Source organism: Pseudomonas guariconensis (assembly GCF_024127895.1).
In the GTDB taxonomy this organism is placed as follows: Bacteria; Pseudomonadota; Gammaproteobacteria; order Pseudomonadales; family Pseudomonadaceae; genus Aquipseudomonas; species Aquipseudomonas guariconensis_B.
Window position 1 is genome coordinate 94,150 of record NZ_JAMYBK010000016.1, and the last position, 23,603, is coordinate 117,752.

Genomic DNA, 23,603 nt, shown 5'->3' on the forward strand with positions numbered 1-23,603 from the left:
CGAGGCGGCCCCGCTCGATCTCAGCGCGTAGCGATCCAGATCAACAACCCCGCCTGGAACACCGCGAACGCCACCAGGCAGGTGATGGTGAAGCGCAAACCGCTGTCCTCGCGACGGTACTTGGCCACACGCTCATCGCGCTCGCGCAGTTGCGCTTCCTTCTCCTGCAGGTTCTGCTCGGCCTGCTGCAGCATCCCCGCCGCCTCGAGAATGTCGACGCGCTGCACCTTCTCGCCGTTCCAGCCGCCCTTGAGCTGGCCCACCGGGGTTTCCACGGTGCGGCCCTTGAGCAGTTGCCCGTCGGTGTACTCCACCTCCAGGCCGACACTGCGCAGCACATGGTCGCGGCGCAGGCGGGAGTCCTCGTTGAGGGCGTCCTTGCTCGGCAGGCTCATGCCTTCGATCTGGTAGTGCGACCACTTGCCCTGTAACCACTGCGCGGCCTGGCCTAGCAGGAAACGGCCAAGGCCACGGTTGAGCGGCTCGAGCTGCAGGCCGCCGTCGCCACCGATGCGCACCTGGCGCTGCTCATGGTCGACGCGGATATCCAGGTGGTTCTGCTCCTTGCGCACCTTCTGCCCAGGCAGGCGGATCTCCATGCGCAGCAGGCTATGCGTCTTGCTGTGCCGCTCGGCATGGCCGAACTGCACGAAGCGCAGGGGGCGGGCGCCGCTGTTGCGGTCGGTGGGCAGGGGCGCCAGGCGCAACAGCTGGAAGTGCTCGACGGCAAGGTCTTCCCAGGGCAGCGGAGCGCTTTGCGGGGCTTGTGAGTCTTCGTCCGCCTCAACGGCGGCGGGGGCATCGGTCATCAGGGGGGTCCTCGAATGCACGGCGGGCGGAATGGGGGCATAGGGCTGCTGCGCAGCAGCCCCAAGAGCACCGGTACCGCCTCGATACCGCGTTATCGGCAGCGACGAGGACTTCCTGAGCGCAATCTAGGCCGGCGGCAACTGGCGGATGAACGCGACGATCCGCTCACCCAGTTCGTGGGCCAGCGGCAGGCCGGGGTTGTTGTAGCTGTCGCGTTGCTGGCGCATGCCCCTTGGGCTGATGCGCAGCATATGGTTCATGCCATCGATCAGCGCCAGTTGCGCATCGGGCTTGGCCGCCTTGAGGCGCTCGGCGTCGGCGACGTCCACCTGCACGTCGTTGCGGCCCTGGACGATCAGCGCCGGCACCTTGAGACGGGCGAAGGCCGCCGCCGGGTCCTGGCGCAGCAGGGAGATCAGGTACGGCTGCACCGTTGGGCGGAACACCTCGCGCAGCGAGGGCGGTACGTCGAGGCTGGTCTGCCCGGCCTGCAGGCGATCGATCAGCGCGTTGCCGCGCGCCAGTTGCGCCGGCGGCAGGCGTTGGGCCAGCTGTTCGCGCAGCACTTCGGCCACCGGCCGGCCGCTGCCGGCCACGGTGATCACCGCGCTGGCGCCGGCCTGTTCCGCGGCCAGGCTGGCGATCAGCGCACCTTCGCTGTGGCCGAGCAGGATCAGCGGGCCGAAGCGCGGGTCGGCCCTGAGTTTGCGACCCCAGGCCACCGTGTCGGCGACATAGCGCTCGACGCTGAGGTCGCGCTCGTCGGGCGTGGCCGGCTGGCTGGCGGCCACGCCACGCTTGTCGAAGCGCACGCTGGCGATATGCTCGCTCGCCAGCAGTTGGGCCAGGCGCTTGAGGTTGTCCAGGCGCCCGCTCGCCGGGTTGTTGCCGTCGCGGTCGGTAGGGCCGGAGCCGGCGATGATCAGCACCACCGGTGGCGGGCTGTCTTGCTGGGGCAGCAACAGGCTGCCATGCAGCACGCCCTGGCCGGTGTCGAGGTCGATGGGGCGATGCAGGACGGTGGGGGAAGCAGCCTGGGCGAGGGTGGTACAGCACAGCAGGAGGAGGGCGGCAAGGCGCAATATCATGGAGCTACTACCTGGAGGGATGCTGGTTGGACCGGGTGGTGGTGGGAAGGTTCGCGCGGGCCAGTGGCGGCCAGATATTTCGAATTTTTTCGCAAACCCCCGGCTTTCCGTATACTGGCGGCCTCCTTCCCATTCAGGCAGATTCGCGGAGCGTCCATGTCCGGCAATACCTACGGCAAGCTGTTCACTGTCACCACCGCTGGCGAAAGCCATGGCCCGGCGTTGGTCGCCATTGTCGATGGGTGCCCACCGGGCCTGGAGATCTCCCTGGCCGACCTGCAGCACGACCTCGACCGGCGCAAGCCCGGCACCAGCCGGCACACCACCCAGCGCCAGGAGCCTGACGAAGTGGAGATCCTTTCCGGGGTCTTCGAAGGGCGCACCACCGGCTGCTCGATCGGCCTGCTGATCCGCAACACCGACCAGAAGTCCAAGGACTATTCGGCGATCAAGGACCTGTTCCGCCCCGCCCACGCCGACTACACCTACCACCACAAGTATGGCATCCGCGACTACCGTGGCGGTGGCCGCAGTTCTGCGCGCGAGACCGCCATGCGCGTGGCCGCCGGCGCCATCGCCAAGAAGTACCTGGCCACCCAGGGCATCCGCGTGCGTGGCTACATGAGCCAGCTGGGCCCGATCGAGATCCCGTTCAAGACCTGGGACGCGGTGGAGCACAACGCCTTCTTCAGCCCCGACCCAGACAAGGTGCCGGAGCTGGAGGCCTACATGGACCAGCTGCGCCGTGACCAGGATTCGGTCGGCGCGAAGATCACCGTGGTCGCCGAAGGCGTGATGCCGGGCCTGGGCGAGCCGATCTTCGACCGCCTCGATGCCGAGCTTGCCCATGCGCTGATGAGCATCAACGCGGTCAAGGGCGTGGAGATCGGCGCCGGCTTCGCCAGCGTCGCCCAGCGCGGCACCGAGCATCGCGACGAACTGACCCCGGACGGTTTCCTCAGCAACAACGCCGGCGGCATCCTCGGCGGGATTTCCTCCGGGCAGCCGATCGTCGCCCACCTGGCGCTCAAGCCGACCTCCAGCATCACCACCCCGGGCCGCTCGATCGACATCGATGGCAACCCGGTCGAGGTGGTCACCAAGGGCCGTCACGACCCCTGCGTGGGCATCCGCGCCACGCCGATCGCCGAGGCGATGATGGCCATCGTGCTGATGGACCACCTGCTGCGCCATCGCGCGCAGAATGCCGGTGTGCAGGTGGGGACGCCGGTGCTCGGGCAGCTCTGATTGCGTCTGTGATTGTGCTGGCCTTTTCGCGGACAAGCCCGCTCCCACAGGTTCAACGCTGACGTGCAGAGCAGCGCAACCCCTGTAGGCGCGGGCTTGCCCGCGAATGGGTCGGTAGGCGACAACATTCCTGACCGCCGGCCCGCCCCATGACCCCCATCCCTTATTGGCGCCTGTCCAGCTTCTACCTGTTCTACTTCGCCCTGCTCGGTTCCACCGCGCCGTTCCTGGCGTTGTACTTCGACCACCTGGGCTTTTCCCCGGCCCGCATCGGCGAGTTGGTAGCCATCCCCATGCTGATGCGCTGCATTGCGCCCAACCTGTGGGGCTGGCTGGGCGATCGCAGTGGCCAGCGCTTGCTCATCGTGCGCCTGGGCGCCTTGACGACCCTGGCGACCTTCTCGCTGATCTTCCTGGACAAGAGCTACGCCTGGCTGGCGTTGGTCATGGCCTTGCACGCGTTCTTCTGGCACGCGGTGCTGCCGCAGTTCGAGGTGATCACCCTGGCCCACCTGCATGGGCAGACCGCGCGCTACAGCCAGGTCCGCCTGTGGGGCTCGATCGGCTTCATCCTCACCGTGGTCGTCCTGGGTCGGTTGTTCGAATGGCTGAGCCTGGACATCTACCCGGTGGCCCTGGTGGTCATCATGGCAGGGATCGTCGCCGCCAGCTGCTGGGTGCCCAACGCCCAGCCGGTGGAGCATGCCGAACGCCGTGCGACGGGCGGCTTCCTGCGCCAGCTGGCGGCGCCGGGCGTGGCGGCCTTCTATGTATGCGTGGCGTTGATGCAACTGAGCCACGGGCCGTACTACACCTTCCTCACCCTGCACCTGGAGCACCTGGGCTACAGCCGTGGCGCCATCGGCCTGCTGTGGGCGCTGGGGGTGGTGGCCGAAGTGCTGGTGTTCATGGCCATGAGCCGGATCTTTACGCGCTTTTCCGTGCGCCAGGTGCTGCTGGCCAGCTTTCTCCTGGCGGCGCTGCGCTGGCTGCTGCTGGGCAACCTGGCCGACCTGCCCGCAGTGCTGGTGTTCGCCCAAGTATTGCACGCGGCCACCTTCGGCTGCTTCCATGCCGCGGCGATCGCCTTCGTCCAGGCCAGCTTCGGCGCCCGCCAGCAAGGCCAGGGCCAGGCGTTGTATGCGGCGTTGTCCGGCACCGGCGGTGCATTGGGCGCCTTGTATTCGGGCTACAGCTGGAAACTGCTGGGCCCGTCCTTCACCTTTGGTATGGCCAGCGTCGCGGCGCTGGCGGCAGCCGTTATCATTGCCATCCGTTCGAACCAGACCAGGAACAGCCCCTGATGAGCATTCTCAGCGTTTTCCACCCGTCCAGCCCGGAGCTGCCGAACAAGGTGCTGACCCACCACGACGATATCACCGCGACCCTGGCCGAGCAGGGCTTGCGGTTCGTGCACCGCCCGCATGAGCTGCGGGTTCGGCCGGGCAGCGGCCAGGACGAGGTGATGGCTGCCTGCAGCGGGCTGCTCGATCAACTGATGAGCGAGCATGGGGGCGCGGCCTTCACGTTGCTGAACCGCGACGGCGTGGACCCGGGGCAGATCGACTTGCGCGACGAGCACGTGCATGACGCCGATGAGGTATTCGCGGTGGTCACTGGCCGTGGGCAGGTCAGCCTGCGCGTGAACGATTACGTCTTTGCCGTGCTGTGCGAGAAAGGGGATGTGCTGGTGGTGCCGGCTGGGGTGCGGCGTTGGTTCGACCTGGGCGATGCGCCGTTCTGCCTGGCCTTGCGAGTGTTCGGCAGCGAGCAGGGGATGCCGCCGCGCTTCACCGGGGATGACAGTGCCCGGCAGTTTCCGGGGATCGATGAGTTCTAGCAAGGGGTGACGCTTGAGCCCATCGCTGGCAAGCCAGCTCCCACAGGGGCCGAGTCGATCACGCATCATGTGATTTGCAGGCCCTTGTGGGAGCTGGCTTGCCAGCGATGGGCTGCAAAGCAGCCCCAACATCCTCGGATCAGCGATACGTCGGCAGGGCGAACCGCTGCTGGCTCTGCAACATCGAGATCACCGGCAGCTCACTGGCCTGTTCGGCCAGGTCGCGGCGAATGGCGCTGATCGCCCAGGACAGTTGCTCGGCGCTGTGCAGTTGGGCATACGACAGCACGCGGCGGGTGATCTTGCCATCGGCGGCGCGCAGGCTCAGCAGGATGCCGCCATCGGGGCGGGACTGGGTCTCGACCTGGTAGGCGCAGAAGACCGAGGCGAATTTTTCCTGGATGAGGTCCATATCAACTCCTGACTGTTATGTTTGCAGACGTGAGTTGAGTGCTGCAGCGACCGTGCCAGGCTTTACGGCCTTATAAAACCCTTTTGAATCAGTAGCTTACTCGTTTGTGCGGATCGCTGGGCCGTGCATTCTGCATGGTCGTGCATTTTGCACAGTGCATTTTGCAAGGTCATAGGCTCTGTCTCTGGCCCCCATAGAATCTGAACCTTTGACCCGCCGCCATTGCCTGACGAAGACTTGGGCTCCCAACGATGCCAGGAGGTTCCCCGATGTCCGACCAACAGCCCACCGCCATGACCGACGAAGAAACCGCCGCCTTCGCCGAGGAGGTGTTCGAACGGGCCCGCCGGGGCGATGCCCAGATGCTCGGGCGCCTGCTGGAAAGCGGCCTGCCAGCCAACCTGCGCAATCACAAGGGCGATACCTTGCTGATGCTGGCCAGCTACCACGGCCACCATGACGCGGTGCGGGTGTTGCTGGCCCATGGCGCCGATCCGCTGATCGCCAACGACAACGGCCAGTTGCCCATCGCTGGCGCGGCGTTCAAGGGCGACCTGGCGATGATCCGCCTGCTGCTGGAGCACGGTGTGCCGGTGGACGCGGCCGCAGCCGATGGGCGTACCGCACTGATGCTGGCGGCCATGTTCAACCGCCGCGAGATCCTCGACTACCTGCTGGCCCAGGGCGCCGACCCGGCGCGCCAGGATGTCCGTGGCGCCACCGCCCTGGCTGCGGCCCAGACCATGGGCGCGGTCGACACCGCCGCGCGCCTGCAGGCGCTGGCCGGCTAACCCTGCGGGGGCGTTTGCGGCTATCCTTGGCGACTTTTTTCGCCAGCGCAGGGCCCCCGTCATGAAAAACCAGTTGCTCGAACTCATCAGCCTCATCGGCGCCGGCTGCATGCGCGAGCAGGATATCGAGCGCATCGCCGACGAGGCCGCCCAGGCCTACGCCGATCCCGCCGGTTTTCTTGCCGCCAACCCGGACATCAACTACGACGACAGCTTCCCCATCCCCCTGGGCGAATGGGTGGTGGTCGGCAGCCTGCCAGACACCGTGCTGTTCCAGGCCGACAGCTACCAGGAACTGTTCCAGCGCATTACCGACTCGTTCGACAAGCGCGTGCCGTTCAACCTCAAGCCCAAGCAACTGGCGCGCACCGAGCCGCTGACGGCGCTCAACCGCATCCAGGTGCAGATGGCTGCGCTGAACAAGGAGGCCGGCGGTTATGTGCTGCTCAATTTCAGCCAGTTGCTCGATGACGAACTGCAGATGGTGATGGTGGGGCAGAACGACCTGGCGCGGGTGCTGGCGCTCGGTGCCGAGGTGGGGATCAAGGTGGAGCCGGCATTGGAGGCATTGAAGGTCGCGGTGCACGTCTGAGTCGGGGGCTGCAAAGCAGCCCCCAAAGGCTCAACCCAACGCGGTATCGAGGAACATCATCACCCCGAACCCACCCATCAACCCGAGGGTCGCCGCAGTCTGGTGGCCATTGCGGTGGGTTTCGGGAATCACCTCGTGGGACACCACGAAGATCATCGCGCCCGCCGCCAGGCCCATGCTCACCGGGTAGGCGAGGGCGAAGCCGGTGGATATCCCCAGCCCGATCACCGCGCCCAGGGGCTCCATCAGGCCAGAGCCCACGGCCACCAGCGCCGCTTTCAGGCTCGACAGCCCGGTGGCGCGCAAGGCCAGGGCCACGGCCAGGCCTTCGGGAATGTCCTGGATGGCGATGGCGCTGGTCAGCGGCAGGCCGATGTGCATGTCGCCATTGGCGAAGCTCACGCCAATGGCCATGCCTTCGGGCAGGTTGTGCAGGGTGATGGCCAGGACGAACAACCACACCCGGCTGATCCGTTCCGCCTCGGGGCCGCAGGGGCCAGTGCTTTCATGTTCGTGCGGGGTGAAGCGGTCCAGGCCGAGCATCAGCAGGACGCCCAGGCCCATGCCCAGCACCACGGTGAAGGCCGCGGCCGGTCCGTTGCCGGTGATCTCCCGGGCGGCATCCAGGCCGGGCAGGATCAGCGAGAAGGAGCTGGCGGCGAGCATCATGCCGGCGGCAAAGCCGAGCATCACGTCCTGGCTGCGCGCGCTGACGTCGCGCAGCACCACCGCCAGCACCGCGCCCAGGGCGGTGGCGCCGAAGCCGGACAGCCCGCCGAGCACCGCCAGGTGCAGGTACTGGGCATGGTCGCCGTGCACCGCGTTCCACAGGCTGGCCAGCAACAGGACGAGAATGGCCAGCAGGCTCACGCCAAGCCCGGCACTGAGCCAGGGCATGTCCTGGGCCTGTTGCCGCCAGGCGCTCAACAGCGAGACGGGGGCGGTGCTTTCGGTGCTTTCAGTCTGGGCAGGGGGCATACGGACCTCACGGCAATGTATGGAAACAGTCTACCCAGCGACCCACCCGGCTGGCCAAGGATTCCCCTCTATCGACGTGATAGCCGGCTATGCTCAGCAACACAGGTTGCCAAGGGAGTGAAGGCATGGGTTCGACATTCAACGGCCTGGTGGGCCTGATCATCCTGGTGTTGGACATCTGGGCGATCCTCAACGTTCTCAAGAGCAGTGCCGAGGTGGGCATCAAGGTGCTGTGGATTCTGCTGATCCTGTTGTTGCCGGTGATCGGGCTGATCATCTGGGCCATCGCCGGGCCCAGGGGCAACGTGCGCCTCTGAGCCAACATCGCTCGTCACGAAATTTTCACACCCTATTATCGAAAATCCGCGCCGCACGCAATGCTGCGTTGGCCCTATTGCCATGCCAGCTGCAGGGCGACACCGCCTTTTTCGCAAACCCGCAATCCTAGGATCTTCCCATTCATGGCTAACACGGATGCCTTGAAACAACGGGCCGTGCCGGCCCCGTTCGCGCCGACCCTCAAATCGCACCTGGCCTACACCTTGCTGAGCGCCCTGGTGATCATGCTGATGCTCAGCCTGGTCCGCCTGGCGCTGCTGGTCTACAACAGCGACATGATCGGCGACACGCCCCATGCGACCGTGGCCGAGGGCTTCTTCAACGGCCTGCGCTTCGACCTGCGCGTGGTGGTGTACCTCAGCATTCCGCTGCTGCTGGCGGTGCTCAGCCCCTGGGCCATGGCCCGTCGCGGGTTCTTCCGGCTGTGGCTGACGCTGACCGCGAGCATCGTGATGTTCCTGGGCCTGATGGAGCTGGACTTCTACCGGGAGTTCCACCAGCGCCTCAACGGCCTGGTGTTCCAGTACGTCCAGGAAGACCCCAAGACCGTCCTGAGCATGCTCTGGTACGGCTTCCCGGTGGTCCGCTACCTGCTGGCCTGGCTGTTCGGCACCTGGTTGCTGAGCCTGCTGTTCAAGGGCATCGACCGCCTAACCCGTGGCGCCGGCGGCGATCATGGCCAGGCTGCCGGGCGCCGCAGCATCACCCCCTGGTACAACCGCCTGGCGGTGTTCATGGTCGTTCTGCTGGTGGCCGTGGTCGCTGCCCGTGGCACCCTGCGCCAGGGGCCGCCGATGCGGTGGGGCGACGCCTTCACCACCGAGTCGAACTTCGTCAACCAGTTGGGCCTGAACGGTACCCTGACGCTGATCGACGCCGCCAAGAGCCGTTTCGGCGAAGACCGCGCCAATGTCTGGAAGGCTACCCTCGACCCCGAGGTGGCCCGGCAGAGCGTGCGCGATTTGCTGCTGACCACCAACGACACCCTGGTCGACGGCGACGAGGCGGCGGTGCGCCGTGACTTCGTGCCGCCGGCCGACCGTACCCTGCCGGTCAAGAACGTGGTGGTGATCCTCATGGAGAGCTTCGCCGGCCATTCGGTGGGCGCCCTGGGCGGCAACGGCAACATCACCCCGTACTTCGACAAGCTGGCCAAGGAAGGGCTACTGTTCGACCGCTTCTTCTCCAACGGTACCCATACCCACCAGGGCATGTTCGCCACCATGGCCTGCTTCCCCAACCTGCCGGGCTTCGAGTACCTGATGCAGACCCCCGAGGGCGGCCATAAGCTCTCCGGCCTGCCCGCGCTGCTCAGCACCCGCGACTACGACGACGTCTACGTCTACAACGGCGACTTCGCCTGGGACAACCAGTCCGGGTTCTTCGGCAATCAGGGCATGACCACCTTCATCGGCCGCAACGACTTCGTCAACCCGGTGTTCTCCGACCCGACCTGGGGGGTGTCCGACCAGGACATGTTCGACCGCGCCGCCGAGGAGCTGGCCCACAACTATGGCAAGAAGCCGTTCTATGCCCTGTTGCAGACCCTCTCCAACCACACCCCGTATGCCTTGCCCGAGGACCTGCCGGTGGAGAAGGTGACAGGCCAGGGCCGCCTGGACGAACACCTGACCGCCATGCGCTATTCCGACTGGGCCCTGGGCCAGTTCTTCGAGCAGGCGCGCAAGCAGCCGTATTTCAAGGACACCCTGTTCGTCATCGTCGGCGATCACGGCTTCGGCAACCACCAGCAGGTCACCGAGCTCGACCTGGGCCGCTTCAACGTGCCGCTGCTGCTGATCGCCCCGGGCATCCAGGAGAAGTTCGGCGCGGTGGACCATACCGTGGGGACCCAGGTCGACATCGTGCCGACCATCATGGGCCGCCTCGGTGGCCAGACTCGCCACCAGTGCTGGGGCCGCGACCTGCTCAACCTGCCGCAGGGCGACCCGGGCGTGGGCATGATCAAACCCTCGGGCAGCGAGCAGATCGTCGGCCTGGTGCAGGGCGATCGCATCCTCATCGAGTCCAAGGACATGAGCCCGCGGCTGTATCGCTACCAGCTGGGGCGCGAGTTCAAGGCCGAACTGATCCAGAGCCCCGACCAGCCGGAGTTGCTGAAGAAACTCGAGTCGTACATCCAGACGGCCACCAAGAGCCTGCTGGACAACACGGCCGGCGTGGTCCACGGCACGCCGAAGTAGAACCAGGCGGGGCTGCAAGGCAGCCCCTCTGCCGCGCAACAAAGCCCAGGCTAGGACTGAACGAAAGCCCTCGCCAACGGTCAAGCATACAGGCGTCAACCGGTATTCCTTGATGGGAGGGCTGATCAATGAAAGAGTGGGAAGTCACCTTCGTCGACCAGGACGGTGTGCAGGGCTCGCTGCTGTACAACGCCGATCAACGCCCCAGCGACGAGGAGGCCGCACGGCTGATTCGTTCGCACTTGTTCCCGGTCATCGATGAACTGGACCTGAACGACTTCCAGGACCGTAGTCCATCCCCCACGGTGCGCTGGCTCAAGGAGCAGAGCGGCGTGTCCATCACCCGCATCAGCGAACGGCCCTGAACGTGGCCACTGGCGCCGTCCGGCGCCAGGCACTAGGATGCAACGAGGCACAGGTCTTTTCTGCGGGCCTTTGTCGGTTTCACTCGCGTCTCGCATCAGCTCGGTCTGCCAGGCACCTTGGGTGTGTCGGCAGGTGCGTAGTGCACGGAAAGTCTATCCATTGCGTTGCAGGAGGACGTTTCATGAGCAGCCAGAACGACGACATCAGCAGCAGTGTCCTTCGCCAGATGAAAGCTGGCGGTTTCGACTTCACCCGCATCCATCCCATCGAGTTCTACGCGGTGTTTCCCGACGAGGCCGGTGCGCGCCGGGCGGCGGGGCAGTTCCGCGGCGAATCCCTCAATGCCCAGGTGCGCGAACGCGACGACGGCGCCTGGCACCTGGAACTGAGCAAGATCATGTATGCCACCTACCGTGGTATCGGGGCCTTCGAAGAGGCTTTCGAACAGGTCGTCTCGCCCTTGGGCGGCGAGGTCGAGGGGTGGGGCGTCAAGCAGGAGCGGCCGGTTGCCTGAGTGGCTCCGGGATCTCACGGCTTACGCGTAGCCATGTGCGCCAGATAGGCGATCAGGTCGTTCAGTGCCTGATCGCTCAGCACGCTCTGCGCGAACCCCGGCATCCGCCCTTGCGGCCACTGCCGCAGGCTCTGCGGATCACGGATATAGCGACGCAGGAAACCCGGCTGGAAATACTCGGTCGGGTTGTATGGCACGTTCAGGTCCGGTCCGAACTGAGCGTCGCCTGCGCCGTTGAGCCGATGGCAGGCCAGGCAGTTCTGCTGGAACAGGGCAAACCCCCGGCGCACCGGATCGTCCGCCGGCAAGCCGGCATCGGGCAGCAGGGCAGGGAAGCGCTCCTGCACCGACGCCAGGCGACGGATCGTGGTGATCTGGAACGGCCATTGCTCCGGGCGGATACCGCTCGCCTGCGGATCGGTCCACACCAGGTAGAACGGCCCGGCGCTCGGCTTGCCAGGGCCCAGGGCCGGCCACGGCCTGGCGGGGTCTTCGATGGCCAGCCAGGCGCGTGCCGGGCCGGTCTGCAGCAAAGGGCCAGCGGGCATTTCCGCGGCGAAGCCGTCCAGTGCCACCGCCTGCAGGTGGTCGCCGGCGCCCACGCCGTCGAGCAGCGCGGCCAGGGGCACGGCGCGGTAATGCATGGGGCGCTTGTAGGAGACGTCCTGGGCGATGCTGATGTCCCGGGCTTGCGGGTGGGCGAGCAACTCGGCGCTTTGCCACTGGCCGTGCCTGTCGCCCAGGTCCAGGTGCAGTTGGGCCGCCGACAGCGGCAGGCAGAGCAGGAAGGTCAGCAAGGCGAAGCAGTGGCGCATGGGTGATCTCCAACCGTCAGGGTCGGCAGATTACCTGTGCGTTGCCCGCAAGAGCCACCGCTGCGTTCATCCGAACAGACGTGTCAGGTTCGGCAGGATCAGCAGCAAGGTCGTGGCGAAGAGTATGAGCCCGGCTTGGCGTATCTTGGGTTGTCTGAACATGGCGGACCGCCTTCTTGTTGTTATTCCTGAATAGCCCTTGGCTTCCTTGTCTCGCTTCGGGTCGATCGCAGTGGCGTGGCTGCACGCCATTCCTGCTTGCCTCTTGTGTCTGGATATACAACCAACAGTAGGGCGCGCGTCATCCATGTTTCAGAACCCTTTGTTCTAGATTTTTTTCTGTAGATTTCCATTGGTTTTAAGGCCAATGGCCAGCTCGCTGGCATGCTCTGGCTAGACGGGTGCGCGAAGGGGGTTACCAAGGGTGACAGGCACTACCGTTCGTCAGCGCATCCTACTTGCTTGTACGTGCCTTTCGCGTCAGTCTCTACAGCAAATCCCACCCATGTCGTTCAGGACTATCCTTATGTCGTTACGCATCTGCATCCTTGAAACCGATGTCCTGCGACCGGAGCTGACCGCGCAGTACCAGGGCTACGGAAGGATGTTCGAGCAGCTGTTCTCGCGTCAGCCGATCGCCGCCGAGTTTCGCGTGTACAACGTGATGAACGGCGAGTATCCCCCCGAAGACGAAACCTTCGATGCCTACCTGGTGACCGGCAGCAAGGCCGACTCGTTCGGGAGCGACCCCTGGATCCAGACCCTCAAGGCCTACCTGCTCAAGCTGTACGAGCGTGGCGAGAAGCTGCTGGGTGTGTGTTTCGGCCATCAGGTGCTGGCGCTGGTGCTCGGCGGCAAGGCCGAACGGGCCGAGCAGGGCTGGGGCCTGGGCATCCACCGCTACAGCCTGGCCGCCCATGCGCCGTGGATGGACCCGGAGGTGTCGGAGCTGACCCTGTTGATCAGCCACCAGGACCAGGTCACCCAGCTCCCGGAGGGGGCCACGGTGATCGCCTCCAGCGACTTCTGCCCCAATGCCGCGTACCACATTCGCGACCAGGTGCTGTGCTTCCAGGGCCACCCGGAGTTCGTGCACGAATACTCCCGGGCGCTGCTCGATGCACGCCAGGAGGTTCTGGGCGACGAGGTTTACCAGCGGGCGATCGCCAGCCTGGCCGAGGACCACCAGGGCGATCTGGTGGGCAAGTGGATGCTGCGTTTCATCGGGCATTCGGGCAAGAAGGCCAAGGAGAACGCGGCCTAGGTTTGGCGTTTCATCGAGTGGGGCCGCTTTGCGGTCCTTCGCGGGCTTGCCCGCGAAGGGCGCGGCGAAAATCTACAACCAGCCAGAACGCTTGAAGCTGGCATACAGCGCCGTGCAACCCACCCCGATCACCCCCAGTATCCCGAAATAGCCATAGTGCCAGCCCAGCTCCGGCATGTTCTGGAAGTTCATCCCGTAGATCCCGGCAATGGCGGTAGGGAACGCCAGGATCGCCGCCCAGGCGGCGAACTTGCGTTGCACGATGCTCTGGCGCGACGACTCCAGCAGCATGCCGATCTCGATGGTCTGGCTGGCGATGTCGCGGATGCTGGCGAGGTCTTCCATCTGCCGGGTGACGTGGATCTGCACGTCACGGAAGTACGGGCGCATGTTCTTGTCGATGAAGGGGAAGCTCAGGCGCTGCAGCTCTTCGCTGACCTCCACCATCGGCGCTACGTAGCGGCGCAGGCGCAGGATGTCGCGGCGCAGGCTGTGCAGGCGCTGGATGTCTTCTTCCCTGAGCGAGTTGCCCAGCACGCTCTGCTCCAGTTCCTCGATCTCGCCGTGGATGGCTTCGCTGACCGGCTGGTAGTTCTCGGTGACGAAATCGAGCAGGGCATAGAGCACGAAGTCCTCGCCGTGCTCGAGCAGCAGCGGGCGCGCTTCGCAGCGCTGGCGCACCAGGGCGTAGGACTTGGAGTGGCCGTTGCGGCAGGTGATGATGTAGCCGTTGCCGGCGAAGATGTGGGTCTCGATGAACTCCAGCTTGCCTTCATGGCGCACTGGCGAATAGGTGACGATGAACAGGGCGTCGCCGAAGGTCTCGAGCTTTGGCCGGCTGTGTTTCTCCAGCGCGTCCTCGATGGCCAGCTCGTGCAGGTTGAACTGGCGCTGCAGGTTGGCCAGCTCCTCGGCGTTGGGTTCCTCCAGGCCGATCCAGACGAAGTGGCCGGGCTTGCGCGCCCATTCGCTGCCTTCGTCGATGTTGATGTTGGTGACCTTCCTGCCGGCGCTGTACACCGCCGCTGCCACGACTCGGCCCATGGTTGCTCGCTTTTTCGGTTGAACACGCAGATACAGCTTGGGCTGTGCCGGGCCATAGAGCAACCGTCGGCTGGCCTGGTGCATTGGGGCAAGCCACTCAACCGTTAGCCAGCTCGCCCTCCACCCGCTCGAGCTCGCTGTCCATCCGGTCGATGCACTGCTGCATCTGCGTGCGGCACTGTTCGATCAGGGCCGGCAGGTCCTGCTGGCTCATGCCTGCGGTAGCGATCGGTGGCAGCGAGCGGACGATCACTGTGCGGCGCCGCCAGCTGTTGAGGCCCAGGCGTTTCGAATAGCGGCTGACGCACACCGGGACGATCGGCACACCGGCCTCGACGGCCATGTGGAACGCGCCTTTCTTGAACGCCAGCAGTTGTTCGCCAGGGTTGCGTGTGCCTTCGGGGAAGATCCAGATCGAGGTGCCATCGCCCAGGATCCGCGTAGTGACCTGCAAGGCCTTGCGCGCCTGGTAGGCGTTCTTGCGGTCTACCAGGACGTTGCCGCCGAGCCAGAACAGCTGGCCGAACAGCGGGATCCAGCCCAGGCTCTTCTTGCCGATGGCCACGGTGCGCCGGGGCACCACCTGGCCGAGGATGAACAGGTCGAAATTGGACTGGTGGTTGGCGACGATGACGCAGCCCGGCGGCTGGTCCCACAGCGGGCCGACCTCGGCCTTGACCTGGATGCGCATCAGCCAGGCGGCGGGCACGCTGTAGAGGCGGGCGAACAGGCGGCTGTTATCGGGGTTGAACGGGCGGCACAGGCCGATGACCAGGCCCACCACGCCAACGAGCAAGAAATGCAGCGCCAGAAGGAGCATGCGGAGCATATAGAGCATGATACGACTCACACCAGACAGTCGCGGCGCAGTGTACGGCTGTACACTGTCCGGGGCAAACCCTGGGTGGGCAGTGCAGGCCTGCTCGCGGGCAAGCCTGCTCCGATGATCGATTCGGACCTTGGGAACCGGCTTGTCGGCGAATGGGTCGGTAAGGTCAGCCGAGATGCTGCTGGTCCCGCACGATGGCCGCGTCCAGCGTATCGAGCAGCCCTTTGCGCACCTTCAGCTTGGTGTTCTTGTGGGCCAGCATGTTCAGCTTCTTCAACTCGCGAGCCGTCGCCAGGGCGACCTCCTGCAGTTGCTCGGCCGGTACCACTTTATCGAGAAAGCCGGCATCCACCGCAGCCAGGGGATCGAACACCTCGGCATTGATCACCGAACGATGGAAGGCCGAGCGACGCAGGCGGTCGCGGGCCAGCTCGATGCCGGCATGGTGCATGGTCATGCCGATCTGCACTTCGTTCAGGCAGATCTTGTACGGCCCCTCGACCCCGATGCGGTAGTCGACCGAGAGCAGCAGGAAGGCGCCCTTGGCCACGGCATTGCCGGGGCAGGCGACGATCACCGGGAACGGGTGGGCGAGCAGGCGGCGGGCCAGGGTGGAGCCGGCGGTGACCAGGTTGATCGCTTCCTTGGGGCCGGATGTCATCACCTTGAGGTCGTAGCCGCCGGAGAGAATGCCCGGCTGGCCGGTGATGATCACCACCGCGCGCTCTTGTTCGGCGCGGTCCAGGGCGGCGTTGAAGGCCGTGATGACATCCGGCGAGATGGCGTTGACCTTGCCGTTGTTCAGGGTCAGGGTGGCGATGCCGTCTTCGGCGTGGTAGGTAATCAGCTCGCTCATGACAGAGTCCTTTGGGTGGCGTGGCGACGACGTTACCCAGCGGCGCGGGCCAGGTAAAGCGGCAAGGCTGACTGGTCAGTCAGCAGTTGCGGGCATGCCGTGCGGCATCGGGGCAGGGGCCTTGGCTGGCTGCAAAAGCGCGGGGCAGATTGGCAGCATCGCCCTGGCGCCCAGGGTTTTTTGGGCGAAGGGCTTAAGCGCATGAAAATTCTGAAAAAAATGCTTGCCAAAGGGAATGGCTTCTACTAAATTAGCGCGCCTCGACAGGCTGAACAGCTTGAAGAGATCCGGTGAAGTGTCCGAGTGGTCGAAGGAGCACGCCTGGAAAGTGTGTATACGGGAAACCGTATCAAGGGTTCAAATCCCTTCTTCACCGCCACATTCCGCAAGAAGCCCCCGCGCTGAAAAGCCCGGGGGCTTTTTGTTTTCTGGCATGGTTCAGGGCCAAGCGGGGCCTTGTGATCCTGGGGCCGCAAAGCGGCCCCGGGGGCCCTCAGAAACTCACCGACGCCGACAACCGCGCCGTACGCGGCGCCCCCTGGAACAGGTAGTTGTCCCCCAGGTAATCCCCCACATCGCGCCAGTAGCGTTTGTCGAAGACGTTGTCCACCGTCAGCCGCAGCACCGTGTCATACCCGCCGATGCGCGTGCGGTAGCGGCTGCCGATATCGAACACGGTATAACCGCCGACCTCGACATTGCCCGCCTGGCTGGCGTACTTGCTGGCGCTGTAGCGGGCGCCGCCGAGCAGCGCCAGGCCTGCGACCGGCAGGCTGTAGTCGGCCTGCAACGCGGCGCGCAGCCGGGGCACGTTGATCGCCTGGTGGCCTTCGTAGGCGTCGGTGCCGCTGTTCTGCACCCGGGCGCGGATCGCCGCGGCGCTGGCCTGGAGCTGCAGGCGCGAGGTCAGCCAGCCGCTGGCGCCCAGCTCCAGGCCGGTGTTCTTCTGCTGGCCTTGCTGCACGTAGGTGAAGGCACCGTCAGCCTCGGGGCGTGCGTACTGGTAGGCCTGGCGGATCTGGAACAGCGCGGCGCTGAAGCTCATGCCTTGCCAGTCGCGCTTGATGCCCACCTCCAGTTGGCGCGACAGGGTGGGGGCGAGGATCTGGGCCTGGTTGGTGGCGTACCAGGGGGCGGTGCCGCCCGCGGACAGGCCCTTGGAGTAGCTGGCGTACAGCGTGGTATCCGGGCGCGGCTTGTAGATCAGTGCGGCGTTGGGCAGCAGTTGGTACTTCTGGGTATGGCGACCCGCGACACCGTTCTCGTCCCAGGTCTTCTCGTCCAGGCGGACTTCGCGGGCACCGAGGACGGCCTGCCAGTGTTCGTCGAAGGTGATGCGGTCGCTGACGAACAGGCCGTACTGGCGGCTGTCCAGGCGGCGCTCGCTCGAACCGACGGGCCTGTCGGACGGCGGCAGCGCCGGGGCGCCGGTATGGATGTTGCCGGTGCCAATCCACTCGTTGTAGTACGGCCGCTGGTCGAGGGTGCGGCGTTGGGCGCTGGTGCCCAGGGTCAACTCATGGCCCAGGCCCAGGGCCTCGAAGTGCCCGGCGAGCATGGCCTGGGCCTCGTCGACGCGCCGGGTGTCGTCCGGGCTGCGAAAGTCATAGATGTCGTAGTCGCCTTCAGGGCTGAAATGGGGCGCCCAGCCTGCTTGGCTACCCCACGCGAACGAACTGTAGTCGTCGATCACCACCTTGCTGCGCGAGGCGCTCAGGGTAGCGCTCCAGGCATCGCTGAAGCGGTACTCGAAACGCCCGCCCAGGTTCAGCGAATCGGTTTGCACCGGCTTGGCCCAATGCTGGTAGGCCAGGCGGTCGTCGGGGTCGATGCCATGGGGCACCTCGGTACCGCCGAGCAACTGGTAGCCCGGCACCGAACGTTGTTCACGGTGCTGGTATTCGGCATCCAGTTGCAGGGTGGCGTTGGGGGTGATCTGCCAGTCGAAGGCCAGGGAGGCGAAATCGCGCTTGCCGTCGGCATGGTCGACATAGGAGCGGATGTCTTCGTGGGCCAGGTTGGCGCGCAGGCCGAACTGCCGTTCGCTGCCGAACCAGCCGCCCAGGTCGGTGGCCAGGTAGCGTTCGCCCTGTTCGTTGCTCGAGACGCTGATGCTGTGCACATCCTCCGGACGCTTGGTCACGTAGTTGACCAGCCCGCCCGGCGCCGACACGCCGCTCTGCAACCCTGACAGCCCCTTGAGCAGTTCTACCTGTTGCTTGTTCTCCAGGGCCACGTTCTGCTCGCCGGCGATGGTCTGGCCGTTGATCCGGTAGCTGCTGGCGGCGTTGAGCTCGAAGCCGCGCACGTTGAAGTTCTCGTAGTAGCCGATGGGCGCGTAGCTCTCGCCCACCGAGGCGTCGCTTTGCAGCACCTCGCTGAGCAGGCGCACCTGGCGGTCCTGCAGCAGCGGCTGGCCGAACACGCTGACCGAGGCCGGGGTATCGAGCAGGGGCGCGGCCTGCCAGCCGCCTGCCTGGGCCTCGCGCACCTGGTAGCCGTCGTCGCCATAGCGCTCCGATACGCGCAAGGGCGCCAGGGTGACGCTGTCGTCGGCAAAGCCCTGGCCGCTGTGCAGGGCAAGGCCCAGGCCGAGCAGGCTCAGGGGCAGGCGGGGGCGAGGCGAGGTCATGCAAGGGCTCCTTGAAAGGCGGGCGGTGCGGGTGTGTCGGGCAGTGGGGCCGGCCGGTCTTTGTGCCGGTCAGGCAAAAGGGCGCCATGTTAGCAGGCACGGGTGCGCCGGGTGCCTGCATTTCGCAGGCGCCCGGCTAGTGGACGGATGGGATGGCGGCGGATTCAGCGAGCCGGTGGCCGCTGGTGCCTGCGCCAGGTGTCGTCGATCTTCGACCAGGTCTTGCCATCGGTGATGGCCATCAGCTTGCGGCCATCCTTGAAGGTGGCGACGAAGGTGGCTTCTTCTTCCTTGCCTCCCAGCCAGAGGCCGGCGAGCAGGCCGACCGGGCCCGCCACCAAGGCACCGGCCACGCCCCAGCCGAGCGTGCTGCCCAGGCTGCGGCTGGATTCCAGGCTGGCCAGCTTGAGAACCTTGATGCGCGCCAGCGAGATCCGCTCGCCGGGCGAGGGGCTGCGCGGGGTCTTGAGGGTGAGCGCTCCATTGCGATACTCGCCTTCACCTTGCAAGAAATCGCCGGATTGCACCGTGAGCCTTGTCATTGTGTCGTCCTGTCAGGGAAAGGGCTGTGGCTAGCAGTTAATGAGCGCTACGGCAGCGGCCAAGTCAACGAGCAGGCGACGGAGGGTGGATGGCAGGTTGCCGCATGCTTGGGCAGGGTGTCAGTGAGGGCCTATTCGTGGGCAAGCCCGCTCCCACAGGGTGCGCGCTGCTCTTGAGACCGGCGCAAGACCTGTGGAAGCCGGCTTGCCGGCGATGGGCTGCAGGGCAGCCCCAGCGCTCACGCGGCTTGGACAGCCACCTTGCGCTTGCGCTCAGCCAGCCCCCAGACCACCAGGGCCAGCGTCCCGATCGCCGCGCCGGCCACGACGATCCCCGTCCAGCCATGGCGCTGGAACAGCTGGGTCCCCAGCAGCGAGCCGAGTGCACCGCCAATGAAGTAGCAGGTGATGTACCCGGCATTGAGCCGCGTGCGCGCTTCCGGCCGTAGGACGATCACCGCGTTCTGGTTGCTGACGTGCACCAGTTGCACCGCCAGGTCGAGCAGCAGCACGCCCAGCAGCAGCGCGACCAGCGACGTCTGGGCGAAGCCCAACGGTATCCACGACAGCAGCAGGGCGACCAGGCCGACGGTGGTGCCCAACTCCCCGCGACCGCGGTCGGCCAGGCGCCCGGCCCAGTTGGCCGACAGCGCACCCGCCGCGCCGGCCAGGCCGAACAGGCCGATCACCGCGTCGGAGTAATGGTAGGGTTCGCGGGCCAGGAGAAACGCCAGTGGCGTCCAGAACAGGGCGAACAGGCTGAACGCCAGCAGGCCCAGCAGCGAACGCAGGCGCAGCACCGGCTCTTCGATGAAGAGGCGGAACACCGAGCCGATCAGCGCGGGGTACTTCAACCCAGCATCGCTGTGGTGCTGCGGTAGGCTGCGGTACAGGGCGATGGCGGACACGGCCATCAGCAGCGCGGCCAGCACGTAGATGCTGCGCCAGCCACCCAGTTCGGCCATGAAGCCAGCGGCGGTGCGGGCCAGCAGGATGCCCAGCAGCAGGCCGCTCATCAGCGTGCCCACGGCCCGGCCGCGTTGTTCCGGCGAACTGAGCGCCGCGGCCAGCGGCACCAGGATCTGTGCCACCACCGAGAACAGTCCGGTCAAGGCGGTGCCGAGCAGCAGCCAGGGCAGGCTCGGTGCACAGGCGCTGATCACCAGGCCCAGGGTGGAGATGGCGACCATGACGACGATCAGGCGGCGCTGCTCGAACATGTCGCCCAGCGGGGCCAGCAGGAGCAGGCCGGCACCATAGCTGAGCTGGGCGGCGATGACGATGGTACCGGCGGTGGCGGTATCCAGGCCGAACTGTTCGGCGATGCTGTGCAGCAGCGGTTGGGCGTAATAGTTGCTGGCCACGGCCAGGCCAGTGGCGGTGGCCATCAGCAGGATCAGGGCGCGGCTCAGGGCGGGGGCGTTCATGGCAGCTCTCGGGGCGGATGGTTCAACAGGCAGGCAAGTGGCCGGCATGATAGCAACTGGCGGCGGGCTTGCCCTCAGTTAAGGTTTTCAGTTGCCATTTGGGGCCGCTTCGCAGCCTAGACAACCTCCACCACGATTTGCACCTGCGCCTGCCCACCCAGCACCAGGCTCACTTCGTCATCCTGCCGCTTGCCGAGCAATTGCTGCCCCAAGGGCGAGCGCGGGGTGATGACGGTCACTTGCTCCTCGCCCTCGCCAATCTTCAGCCCGGCCCCCTCGGGCCCGAGAAACAGCCGGCGCGGGTGGCCAGCCTCGTCCTCCAGGGTGACCAGGTTGCTGACCTGGATCCCACGCGCCGGATCGTAGTCGCGCAGCAACAACTGCTGGTAGGCCAGCAGCGCCTGGCGGATCTCGGCGGTGCGCCGGGCCTGGCCGGTGGCCAGGTACGAGGCCTCCAGGCTGAGGGTGTCGTACTTGTTCTCGGCGATGTTCTCTTCGGCGGTGGCGGCCTCGTAGGCGGCCTGGGCTGCGCGGCGCAGCACGTCCATGTCGTGTTCGAGGGTTTCGACGATACGGGCGAGCAGGGTGGTTTTGTCCATGGTCAGTAGCAGAACTCCAGCACGTTGGCCTGGCTCTTGTCGGTGGGCGCGGTACGGTTCTGCTGCAGCCAGAACTGGCACTTGGGGTTGTTCAGGTTGCGTGGGCTGCCCTGGGCGGTTTCGGCGGCTTGCTGCATTTGCTGGCGGTGCAGGATCTGCTTGTAGCGCTCGAACATCTCGGCCTGGGCATCGGCCGGTTGCGCGGGGGCAGCCGTGGCCGGCGCGATGGCCTGGGCCAGCGGTTGCACCTGCTGCGGCCACAATTGCCAGGCCAGCCACAGGCTCAGGGCAATGGCCACGGCACCGAGCCACAGGCCGAAGGCCACGCAGAGAATGAGCTGCAGGGGCTTTAGGGTTATCTTCAGTTCGCGGCGGGGCATGGCGGCCTCCTGGCAGGGCGGGTCGTGAGTGCATTGTCGCATGGCGGGGCAGGCATTTTTCAGCAGCCCTTTCGCCGGCGAGCATTTATCCGCAGAATCCGCGGTTTTTCCGCGTAGCGAGGGGCGTGGGCATGAAAGCCACCTGGGACATCTTCTGCACGGTCGTCGACAACTACGGCGACATCGGCGTGACCTGGCGCCTGGCTCGGCAACTGGTGGCCGAGCATGGGCTGGCGGTGCGCCTGTGGGTGGATGACCTGAACGCCTTCGTGCGCCTGTGCCCGCAGGCCGAGGCTGCGGCCGAGCGGCAGTGGCAGGCCGGTGTCGAGGTACGTCGCTGGCCGGCCGAGTGGCAGCCGGCCGGCACCGCCGATGTGGTGATCGGCGCCTTCGGTTGCCGCTTGCCGGCCGACTACATCGAGGCCCTGCGCTTGCGTCCGGTGCCTGCGCTGTGGCTGAACCTGGAATACCTCAGCGCCGAGGAGTGGGTGGAGGGTTGCCATGGCCTGGCTTCGCCCCAGGCCAATGGGCTGCGCACGCTGTTCTTCTTCCCCGGCTTTACCGACAAGACCGGTGGGCTGCTGCGCGAGGCCAGGTTGCTGGCGCGGCGCCAGGCCTTCGAGGCGGACCCGGCGGCGCGCGCGACGTTTCTCGGCGGCCTGGGTGTACAGGTGGAGGAAGGCGCGCGGCTGATGTCGCTGTTCGCCTACGAGAACGGGCAACTGGGCAACTGGCTCCAGGCCCTGGCCGAGGATGAGCAGGCCACGCACCTGCTGGTGCCCGAGGGGCGCAGCCTCGCCGATGTGCGCGCCTGGCTGGGCGAACCGGGGCTGGCGGTCGGCGATGTGCGACGCCAGGGGGCGCTGACCGTGCAGATCCTGCCGTTCGTCAGCCAGGACGACTACGACCGCCTGCTCTGGTGTTGCGACTTCAACGCCGTGCGCGGCGAGGACTCCTTCGTCCGCGCCCAGTGGGCGGGCCGGCCGCTGCTGTGGCACATCTACGTGCAGGAGGAGAACGCCCACTGGGAAAAGCTCGAAGCCTTCCTCGGGCTTTATCGCCAGGGCCTGTCGCAGGCGGCGGGGGATGCGCTGGTCGATCTGTGGCGTGCCTGGAACATGGACCGCGACATGGGCGAGGCCTGGCGCCGGGCCCTGGGGCACTGGCCGGAACTGCAGGCCCACGCCCGCCAATGGAGCGCCGCGCAGGCCGCTCGGCCGGACCTTGCCACGACGCTGGTACAGTTTTACCGAAATTGGCTATGATATGCGGCCTCGATTTTTATAAATCCATCCAGATTCGGATATTTCGTAATGAAAACTGGTAAAGAGCTGAAACCCGGTACCGTACTGCGGATCGACAACGACCCGTGGCTGGTCCAGAAAGCCGAATTCACCAAGTCGGGTCGCAACAGCGCGATCATGAAGACCAAGCTGAAGAACCTGCTGACCGGCTACAAGACCGAAACCGTCTACTTCGCCGACGACAAGCTGGACGACGTGATCCTGGACCGCAAGGAAGTCACCCTGTCGTTCATCAGCGGTGATGCCTACACCTTCATGGACACCACCGACTACACCATGTACGAGCTGAACGCCGAGGACATCGACGCCGTTCTGCCGTACATCGAGGAAGGCATGCAGGACGTCTGCGCGCTGACCATGTACGAAGAGAAAGTCGTATCGGTCGAACTGCCGACCACCATCAGCCGCCAGGTCACCTACACCGAGAACGCCGCGCGTGGCGATACCTCGGGCAAGGTCATGAAGCCGGCCAAGCTGGCCAACGGCACCGAACTGCAGGTTGCCGACTTCATCGAGATCGACGAGTGGATCGATATCGACACCCGCGACGGCAGCTTCAAGGGCCGTTCCAAGAAGTAATGCTTCTTGCGGTGTACGAAAAACCCGGCCTCGGCCCAGTGCCGGTCAGTTAAGACTTTCAGTTGTCATTTGGGGCCGCTTCGCGCCCCATCGCCGGCAAGCCGGCTCCCACATTGTCCGTGCAAACCGCATCATATGTGGTCGCCGCGG

General features: G+C 65.8%; 25 protein-coding genes and 1 tRNA gene. 13 read left to right on the plus strand and 13 right to left on the minus strand.

Annotated elements, in window-relative coordinates; translation table 11 throughout:
• Nucleotides 1-20: 20 nt before the first annotated feature.
• Together NJF35_RS16820 and NJF35_RS16825 are read right to left on the minus strand one after the other, a co-directional pair.
• Nucleotides 21-809, minus strand: coding sequence for a hypothetical protein (locus tag NJF35_RS16820; RefSeq protein ID WP_253081484.1), 789 nt, complete (start codon nucleotides 807-809; stop codon nucleotides 21-23).
• 126 nt (nucleotides 810-935) lie between these two features.
• The gene (locus NJF35_RS16825; protein ID WP_225787132.1) at nucleotides 936-1,898 is read right to left on the minus strand and encodes an alpha/beta hydrolase; all 963 of its coding nucleotides are present in this window, start codon (nucleotides 1,896-1,898) and stop codon (nucleotides 936-938) included.
• Nucleotides 1,899-2,054: 156 nt separating this feature from the next.
• Here NJF35_RS16825 and aroC point away from each other — a divergent pair, with 156 nt between their 5' ends.
• The 3 genes from aroC (at nucleotide 2,055) to NJF35_RS16840 (ending at nucleotide 4,986) form a co-directional block, all read left to right on the plus strand.
• The gene (aroC, locus tag NJF35_RS16830) at nucleotides 2,055-3,146 is read left to right on the plus strand and encodes a chorismate synthase (protein WP_225787131.1); all 1,092 of its coding nucleotides are present in this window, start codon (nucleotides 2,055-2,057) and stop codon (nucleotides 3,144-3,146) included.
• A 149-nt stretch (nucleotides 3,147-3,295) separates the two neighbouring features.
• Nucleotides 3,296-4,450: an MFS transporter gene (locus NJF35_RS16835; RefSeq protein WP_253081485.1), complete on the plus strand. Its 1,155-nt coding sequence runs from the start codon at nucleotides 3,296-3,298 to the stop codon at nucleotides 4,448-4,450.
• Nucleotides 4,450-4,986 (plus strand): cupin domain-containing protein, encoded by a 537-nt coding sequence (locus tag NJF35_RS16840; protein WP_225787129.1) that lies wholly within the window; start codon nucleotides 4,450-4,452, stop codon nucleotides 4,984-4,986. The genes NJF35_RS16835 and NJF35_RS16840 overlap by 1 nt, the downstream gene beginning before the upstream one ends.
• Nucleotides 4,987-5,125: 139 nt before the next feature.
• Here NJF35_RS16840 and NJF35_RS16845 read toward each other — a convergent pair whose 3' ends face one another.
• The gene (locus NJF35_RS16845; protein ID WP_225787128.1) at nucleotides 5,126-5,398 is read right to left on the minus strand and encodes a DUF3509 domain-containing protein; all 273 of its coding nucleotides are present in this window, start codon (nucleotides 5,396-5,398) and stop codon (nucleotides 5,126-5,128) included.
• A gap of 269 nt (nucleotides 5,399-5,667) precedes the next feature.
• Between NJF35_RS16845 and NJF35_RS16850 the strand changes: the two genes are divergently transcribed.
• Together NJF35_RS16850 and NJF35_RS16855 are read left to right on the plus strand one after the other, a co-directional pair.
• The gene (locus NJF35_RS16850; RefSeq protein WP_225787127.1) at nucleotides 5,668-6,189 is read left to right on the plus strand and encodes an ankyrin repeat domain-containing protein; all 522 of its coding nucleotides are present in this window, start codon (nucleotides 5,668-5,670) and stop codon (nucleotides 6,187-6,189) included.
• A gap of 61 nt (nucleotides 6,190-6,250) precedes the next feature.
• The gene (locus NJF35_RS16855; protein WP_225787126.1) at nucleotides 6,251-6,781 is read left to right on the plus strand and encodes a hypothetical protein; all 531 of its coding nucleotides are present in this window, start codon (nucleotides 6,251-6,253) and stop codon (nucleotides 6,779-6,781) included.
• Nucleotides 6,782-6,811: 30 nt separating this feature from the next.
• Here NJF35_RS16855 and NJF35_RS16860 read toward each other — a convergent pair whose 3' ends face one another.
• Nucleotides 6,812-7,759, minus strand: a complete 948-nt coding sequence (locus NJF35_RS16860) for a ZIP family metal transporter (RefSeq protein WP_253081487.1) — start codon at nucleotides 7,757-7,759, stop codon at nucleotides 6,812-6,814.
• A gap of 125 nt (nucleotides 7,760-7,884) precedes the next feature.
• Between NJF35_RS16860 and NJF35_RS16865 the strand changes: the two genes are divergently transcribed.
• From NJF35_RS16865 to NJF35_RS16880, 4 genes are all read left to right on the plus strand, one after another.
• Complete coding sequence (locus NJF35_RS16865) at nucleotides 7,885-8,076, plus strand: PLDc N-terminal domain-containing protein (protein WP_225787124.1); 192 nt, start codon at nucleotides 7,885-7,887, stop codon at nucleotides 8,074-8,076.
• Between the two features lie 144 nt (nucleotides 8,077-8,220).
• Complete coding sequence (locus NJF35_RS16870; RefSeq protein ID WP_225787123.1) at nucleotides 8,221-10,302, plus strand: LTA synthase family protein; 2,082 nt, start codon at nucleotides 8,221-8,223, stop codon at nucleotides 10,300-10,302.
• Nucleotides 10,303-10,430: 128 nt separating this feature from the next.
• The gene (locus NJF35_RS16875) at nucleotides 10,431-10,667 is read left to right on the plus strand and encodes a hypothetical protein (RefSeq protein ID WP_225787122.1); all 237 of its coding nucleotides are present in this window, start codon (nucleotides 10,431-10,433) and stop codon (nucleotides 10,665-10,667) included.
• A gap of 182 nt (nucleotides 10,668-10,849) precedes the next feature.
• Nucleotides 10,850-11,182 (plus strand): ribonuclease E inhibitor RraB, encoded by a 333-nt coding sequence (locus tag NJF35_RS16880; protein WP_225787121.1) that lies wholly within the window; start codon nucleotides 10,850-10,852, stop codon nucleotides 11,180-11,182.
• Between the two features lie 14 nt (nucleotides 11,183-11,196).
• On the opposite strand, the gene NJF35_RS16885 is transcribed toward NJF35_RS16880, so the two are convergent.
• Complete coding sequence (locus NJF35_RS16885) at nucleotides 11,197-11,997, minus strand: cytochrome c (RefSeq protein ID WP_253091303.1); 801 nt, start codon at nucleotides 11,995-11,997, stop codon at nucleotides 11,197-11,199.
• Nucleotides 11,998-12,523: 526 nt separating this feature from the next.
• On the opposite strand from NJF35_RS16885, the gene NJF35_RS16890 reads away from it, so the two are divergent.
• The gene (locus NJF35_RS16890) at nucleotides 12,524-13,261 is read left to right on the plus strand and encodes an amidotransferase (RefSeq protein ID WP_225787119.1); all 738 of its coding nucleotides are present in this window, start codon (nucleotides 12,524-12,526) and stop codon (nucleotides 13,259-13,261) included.
• Between the two features lie 72 nt (nucleotides 13,262-13,333).
• On the opposite strand, the gene NJF35_RS16895 is transcribed toward NJF35_RS16890, so the two are convergent.
• The 3 genes from NJF35_RS16895 to NJF35_RS16905 form a co-directional block, all read right to left on the minus strand.
• Complete coding sequence (locus NJF35_RS16895; RefSeq protein ID WP_225787118.1) at nucleotides 13,334-14,305, minus strand: magnesium and cobalt transport protein CorA; 972 nt, start codon at nucleotides 14,303-14,305, stop codon at nucleotides 13,334-13,336.
• 97 nt (nucleotides 14,306-14,402) lie between these two features.
• Entirely contained in the window at nucleotides 14,403-15,143 is a 741-nt protein-coding gene (locus NJF35_RS16900) for a lysophospholipid acyltransferase family protein (protein WP_225787117.1), read from the minus strand.
• A 157-nt stretch (nucleotides 15,144-15,300) separates the two neighbouring features.
• The gene (locus tag NJF35_RS16905) at nucleotides 15,301-15,990 is read right to left on the minus strand and encodes a crotonase/enoyl-CoA hydratase family protein (RefSeq protein WP_225787116.1); all 690 of its coding nucleotides are present in this window, start codon (nucleotides 15,988-15,990) and stop codon (nucleotides 15,301-15,303) included.
• A 289-nt stretch (nucleotides 15,991-16,279) separates the two neighbouring features.
• On the opposite strand from NJF35_RS16905, the gene NJF35_RS16910 reads away from it, so the two are divergent.
• Nucleotides 16,280-16,369 (plus strand) — tRNA-Ser (locus tag NJF35_RS16910).
• A 114-nt stretch (nucleotides 16,370-16,483) separates the two neighbouring features.
• On the opposite strand, the gene NJF35_RS16915 is transcribed toward NJF35_RS16910, so the two are convergent.
• The 5 genes from NJF35_RS16915 to NJF35_RS16935 all read right to left on the minus strand — a co-directional run bounded on the left by NJF35_RS16915 (nucleotide 16,484) and on the right by NJF35_RS16935 (nucleotide 21,570).
• On the minus strand, nucleotides 16,484-18,622 hold the full coding sequence (locus NJF35_RS16915; RefSeq protein WP_225787115.1) for a TonB-dependent siderophore receptor: 2,139 nt from the start codon (nucleotides 18,620-18,622) through the stop codon (nucleotides 16,484-16,486).
• Nucleotides 18,623-18,786: 164 nt separating this feature from the next.
• The gene (locus NJF35_RS16920; protein ID WP_225787114.1) at nucleotides 18,787-19,164 is read right to left on the minus strand and encodes a hypothetical protein; all 378 of its coding nucleotides are present in this window, start codon (nucleotides 19,162-19,164) and stop codon (nucleotides 18,787-18,789) included.
• A gap of 239 nt (nucleotides 19,165-19,403) precedes the next feature.
• Nucleotides 19,404-20,591 (minus strand): MFS transporter, encoded by a 1,188-nt coding sequence (locus NJF35_RS16925; RefSeq protein WP_225787113.1) that lies wholly within the window; start codon nucleotides 20,589-20,591, stop codon nucleotides 19,404-19,406.
• 116 nt (nucleotides 20,592-20,707) lie between these two features.
• On the minus strand, nucleotides 20,708-21,190 hold the full coding sequence (locus NJF35_RS16930) for a GreA/GreB family elongation factor (RefSeq protein ID WP_225787112.1): 483 nt from the start codon (nucleotides 21,188-21,190) through the stop codon (nucleotides 20,708-20,710).
• Between the two features lie 2 nt (nucleotides 21,191-21,192).
• On the minus strand, nucleotides 21,193-21,570 hold the full coding sequence (locus tag NJF35_RS16935) for a hypothetical protein (protein WP_225787111.1): 378 nt from the start codon (nucleotides 21,568-21,570) through the stop codon (nucleotides 21,193-21,195).
• 131 nt (nucleotides 21,571-21,701) lie between these two features.
• On the opposite strand from NJF35_RS16935, the gene earP reads away from it, so the two are divergent.
• Complete coding sequence (earP, locus tag NJF35_RS16940; protein ID WP_253091304.1) at nucleotides 21,702-22,835, plus strand: elongation factor P maturation arginine rhamnosyltransferase EarP; 1,134 nt, start codon at nucleotides 21,702-21,704, stop codon at nucleotides 22,833-22,835.
• 48 nt (nucleotides 22,836-22,883) lie between these two features.
• A complete protein-coding gene (gene efp / locus NJF35_RS16945; protein ID WP_225787109.1) occupies nucleotides 22,884-23,453 on the plus strand; it encodes an elongation factor P in 570 nt (189 codons plus the stop codon).
• The last annotated feature ends 150 nt before the right edge of the window (nucleotides 23,454-23,603 follow it).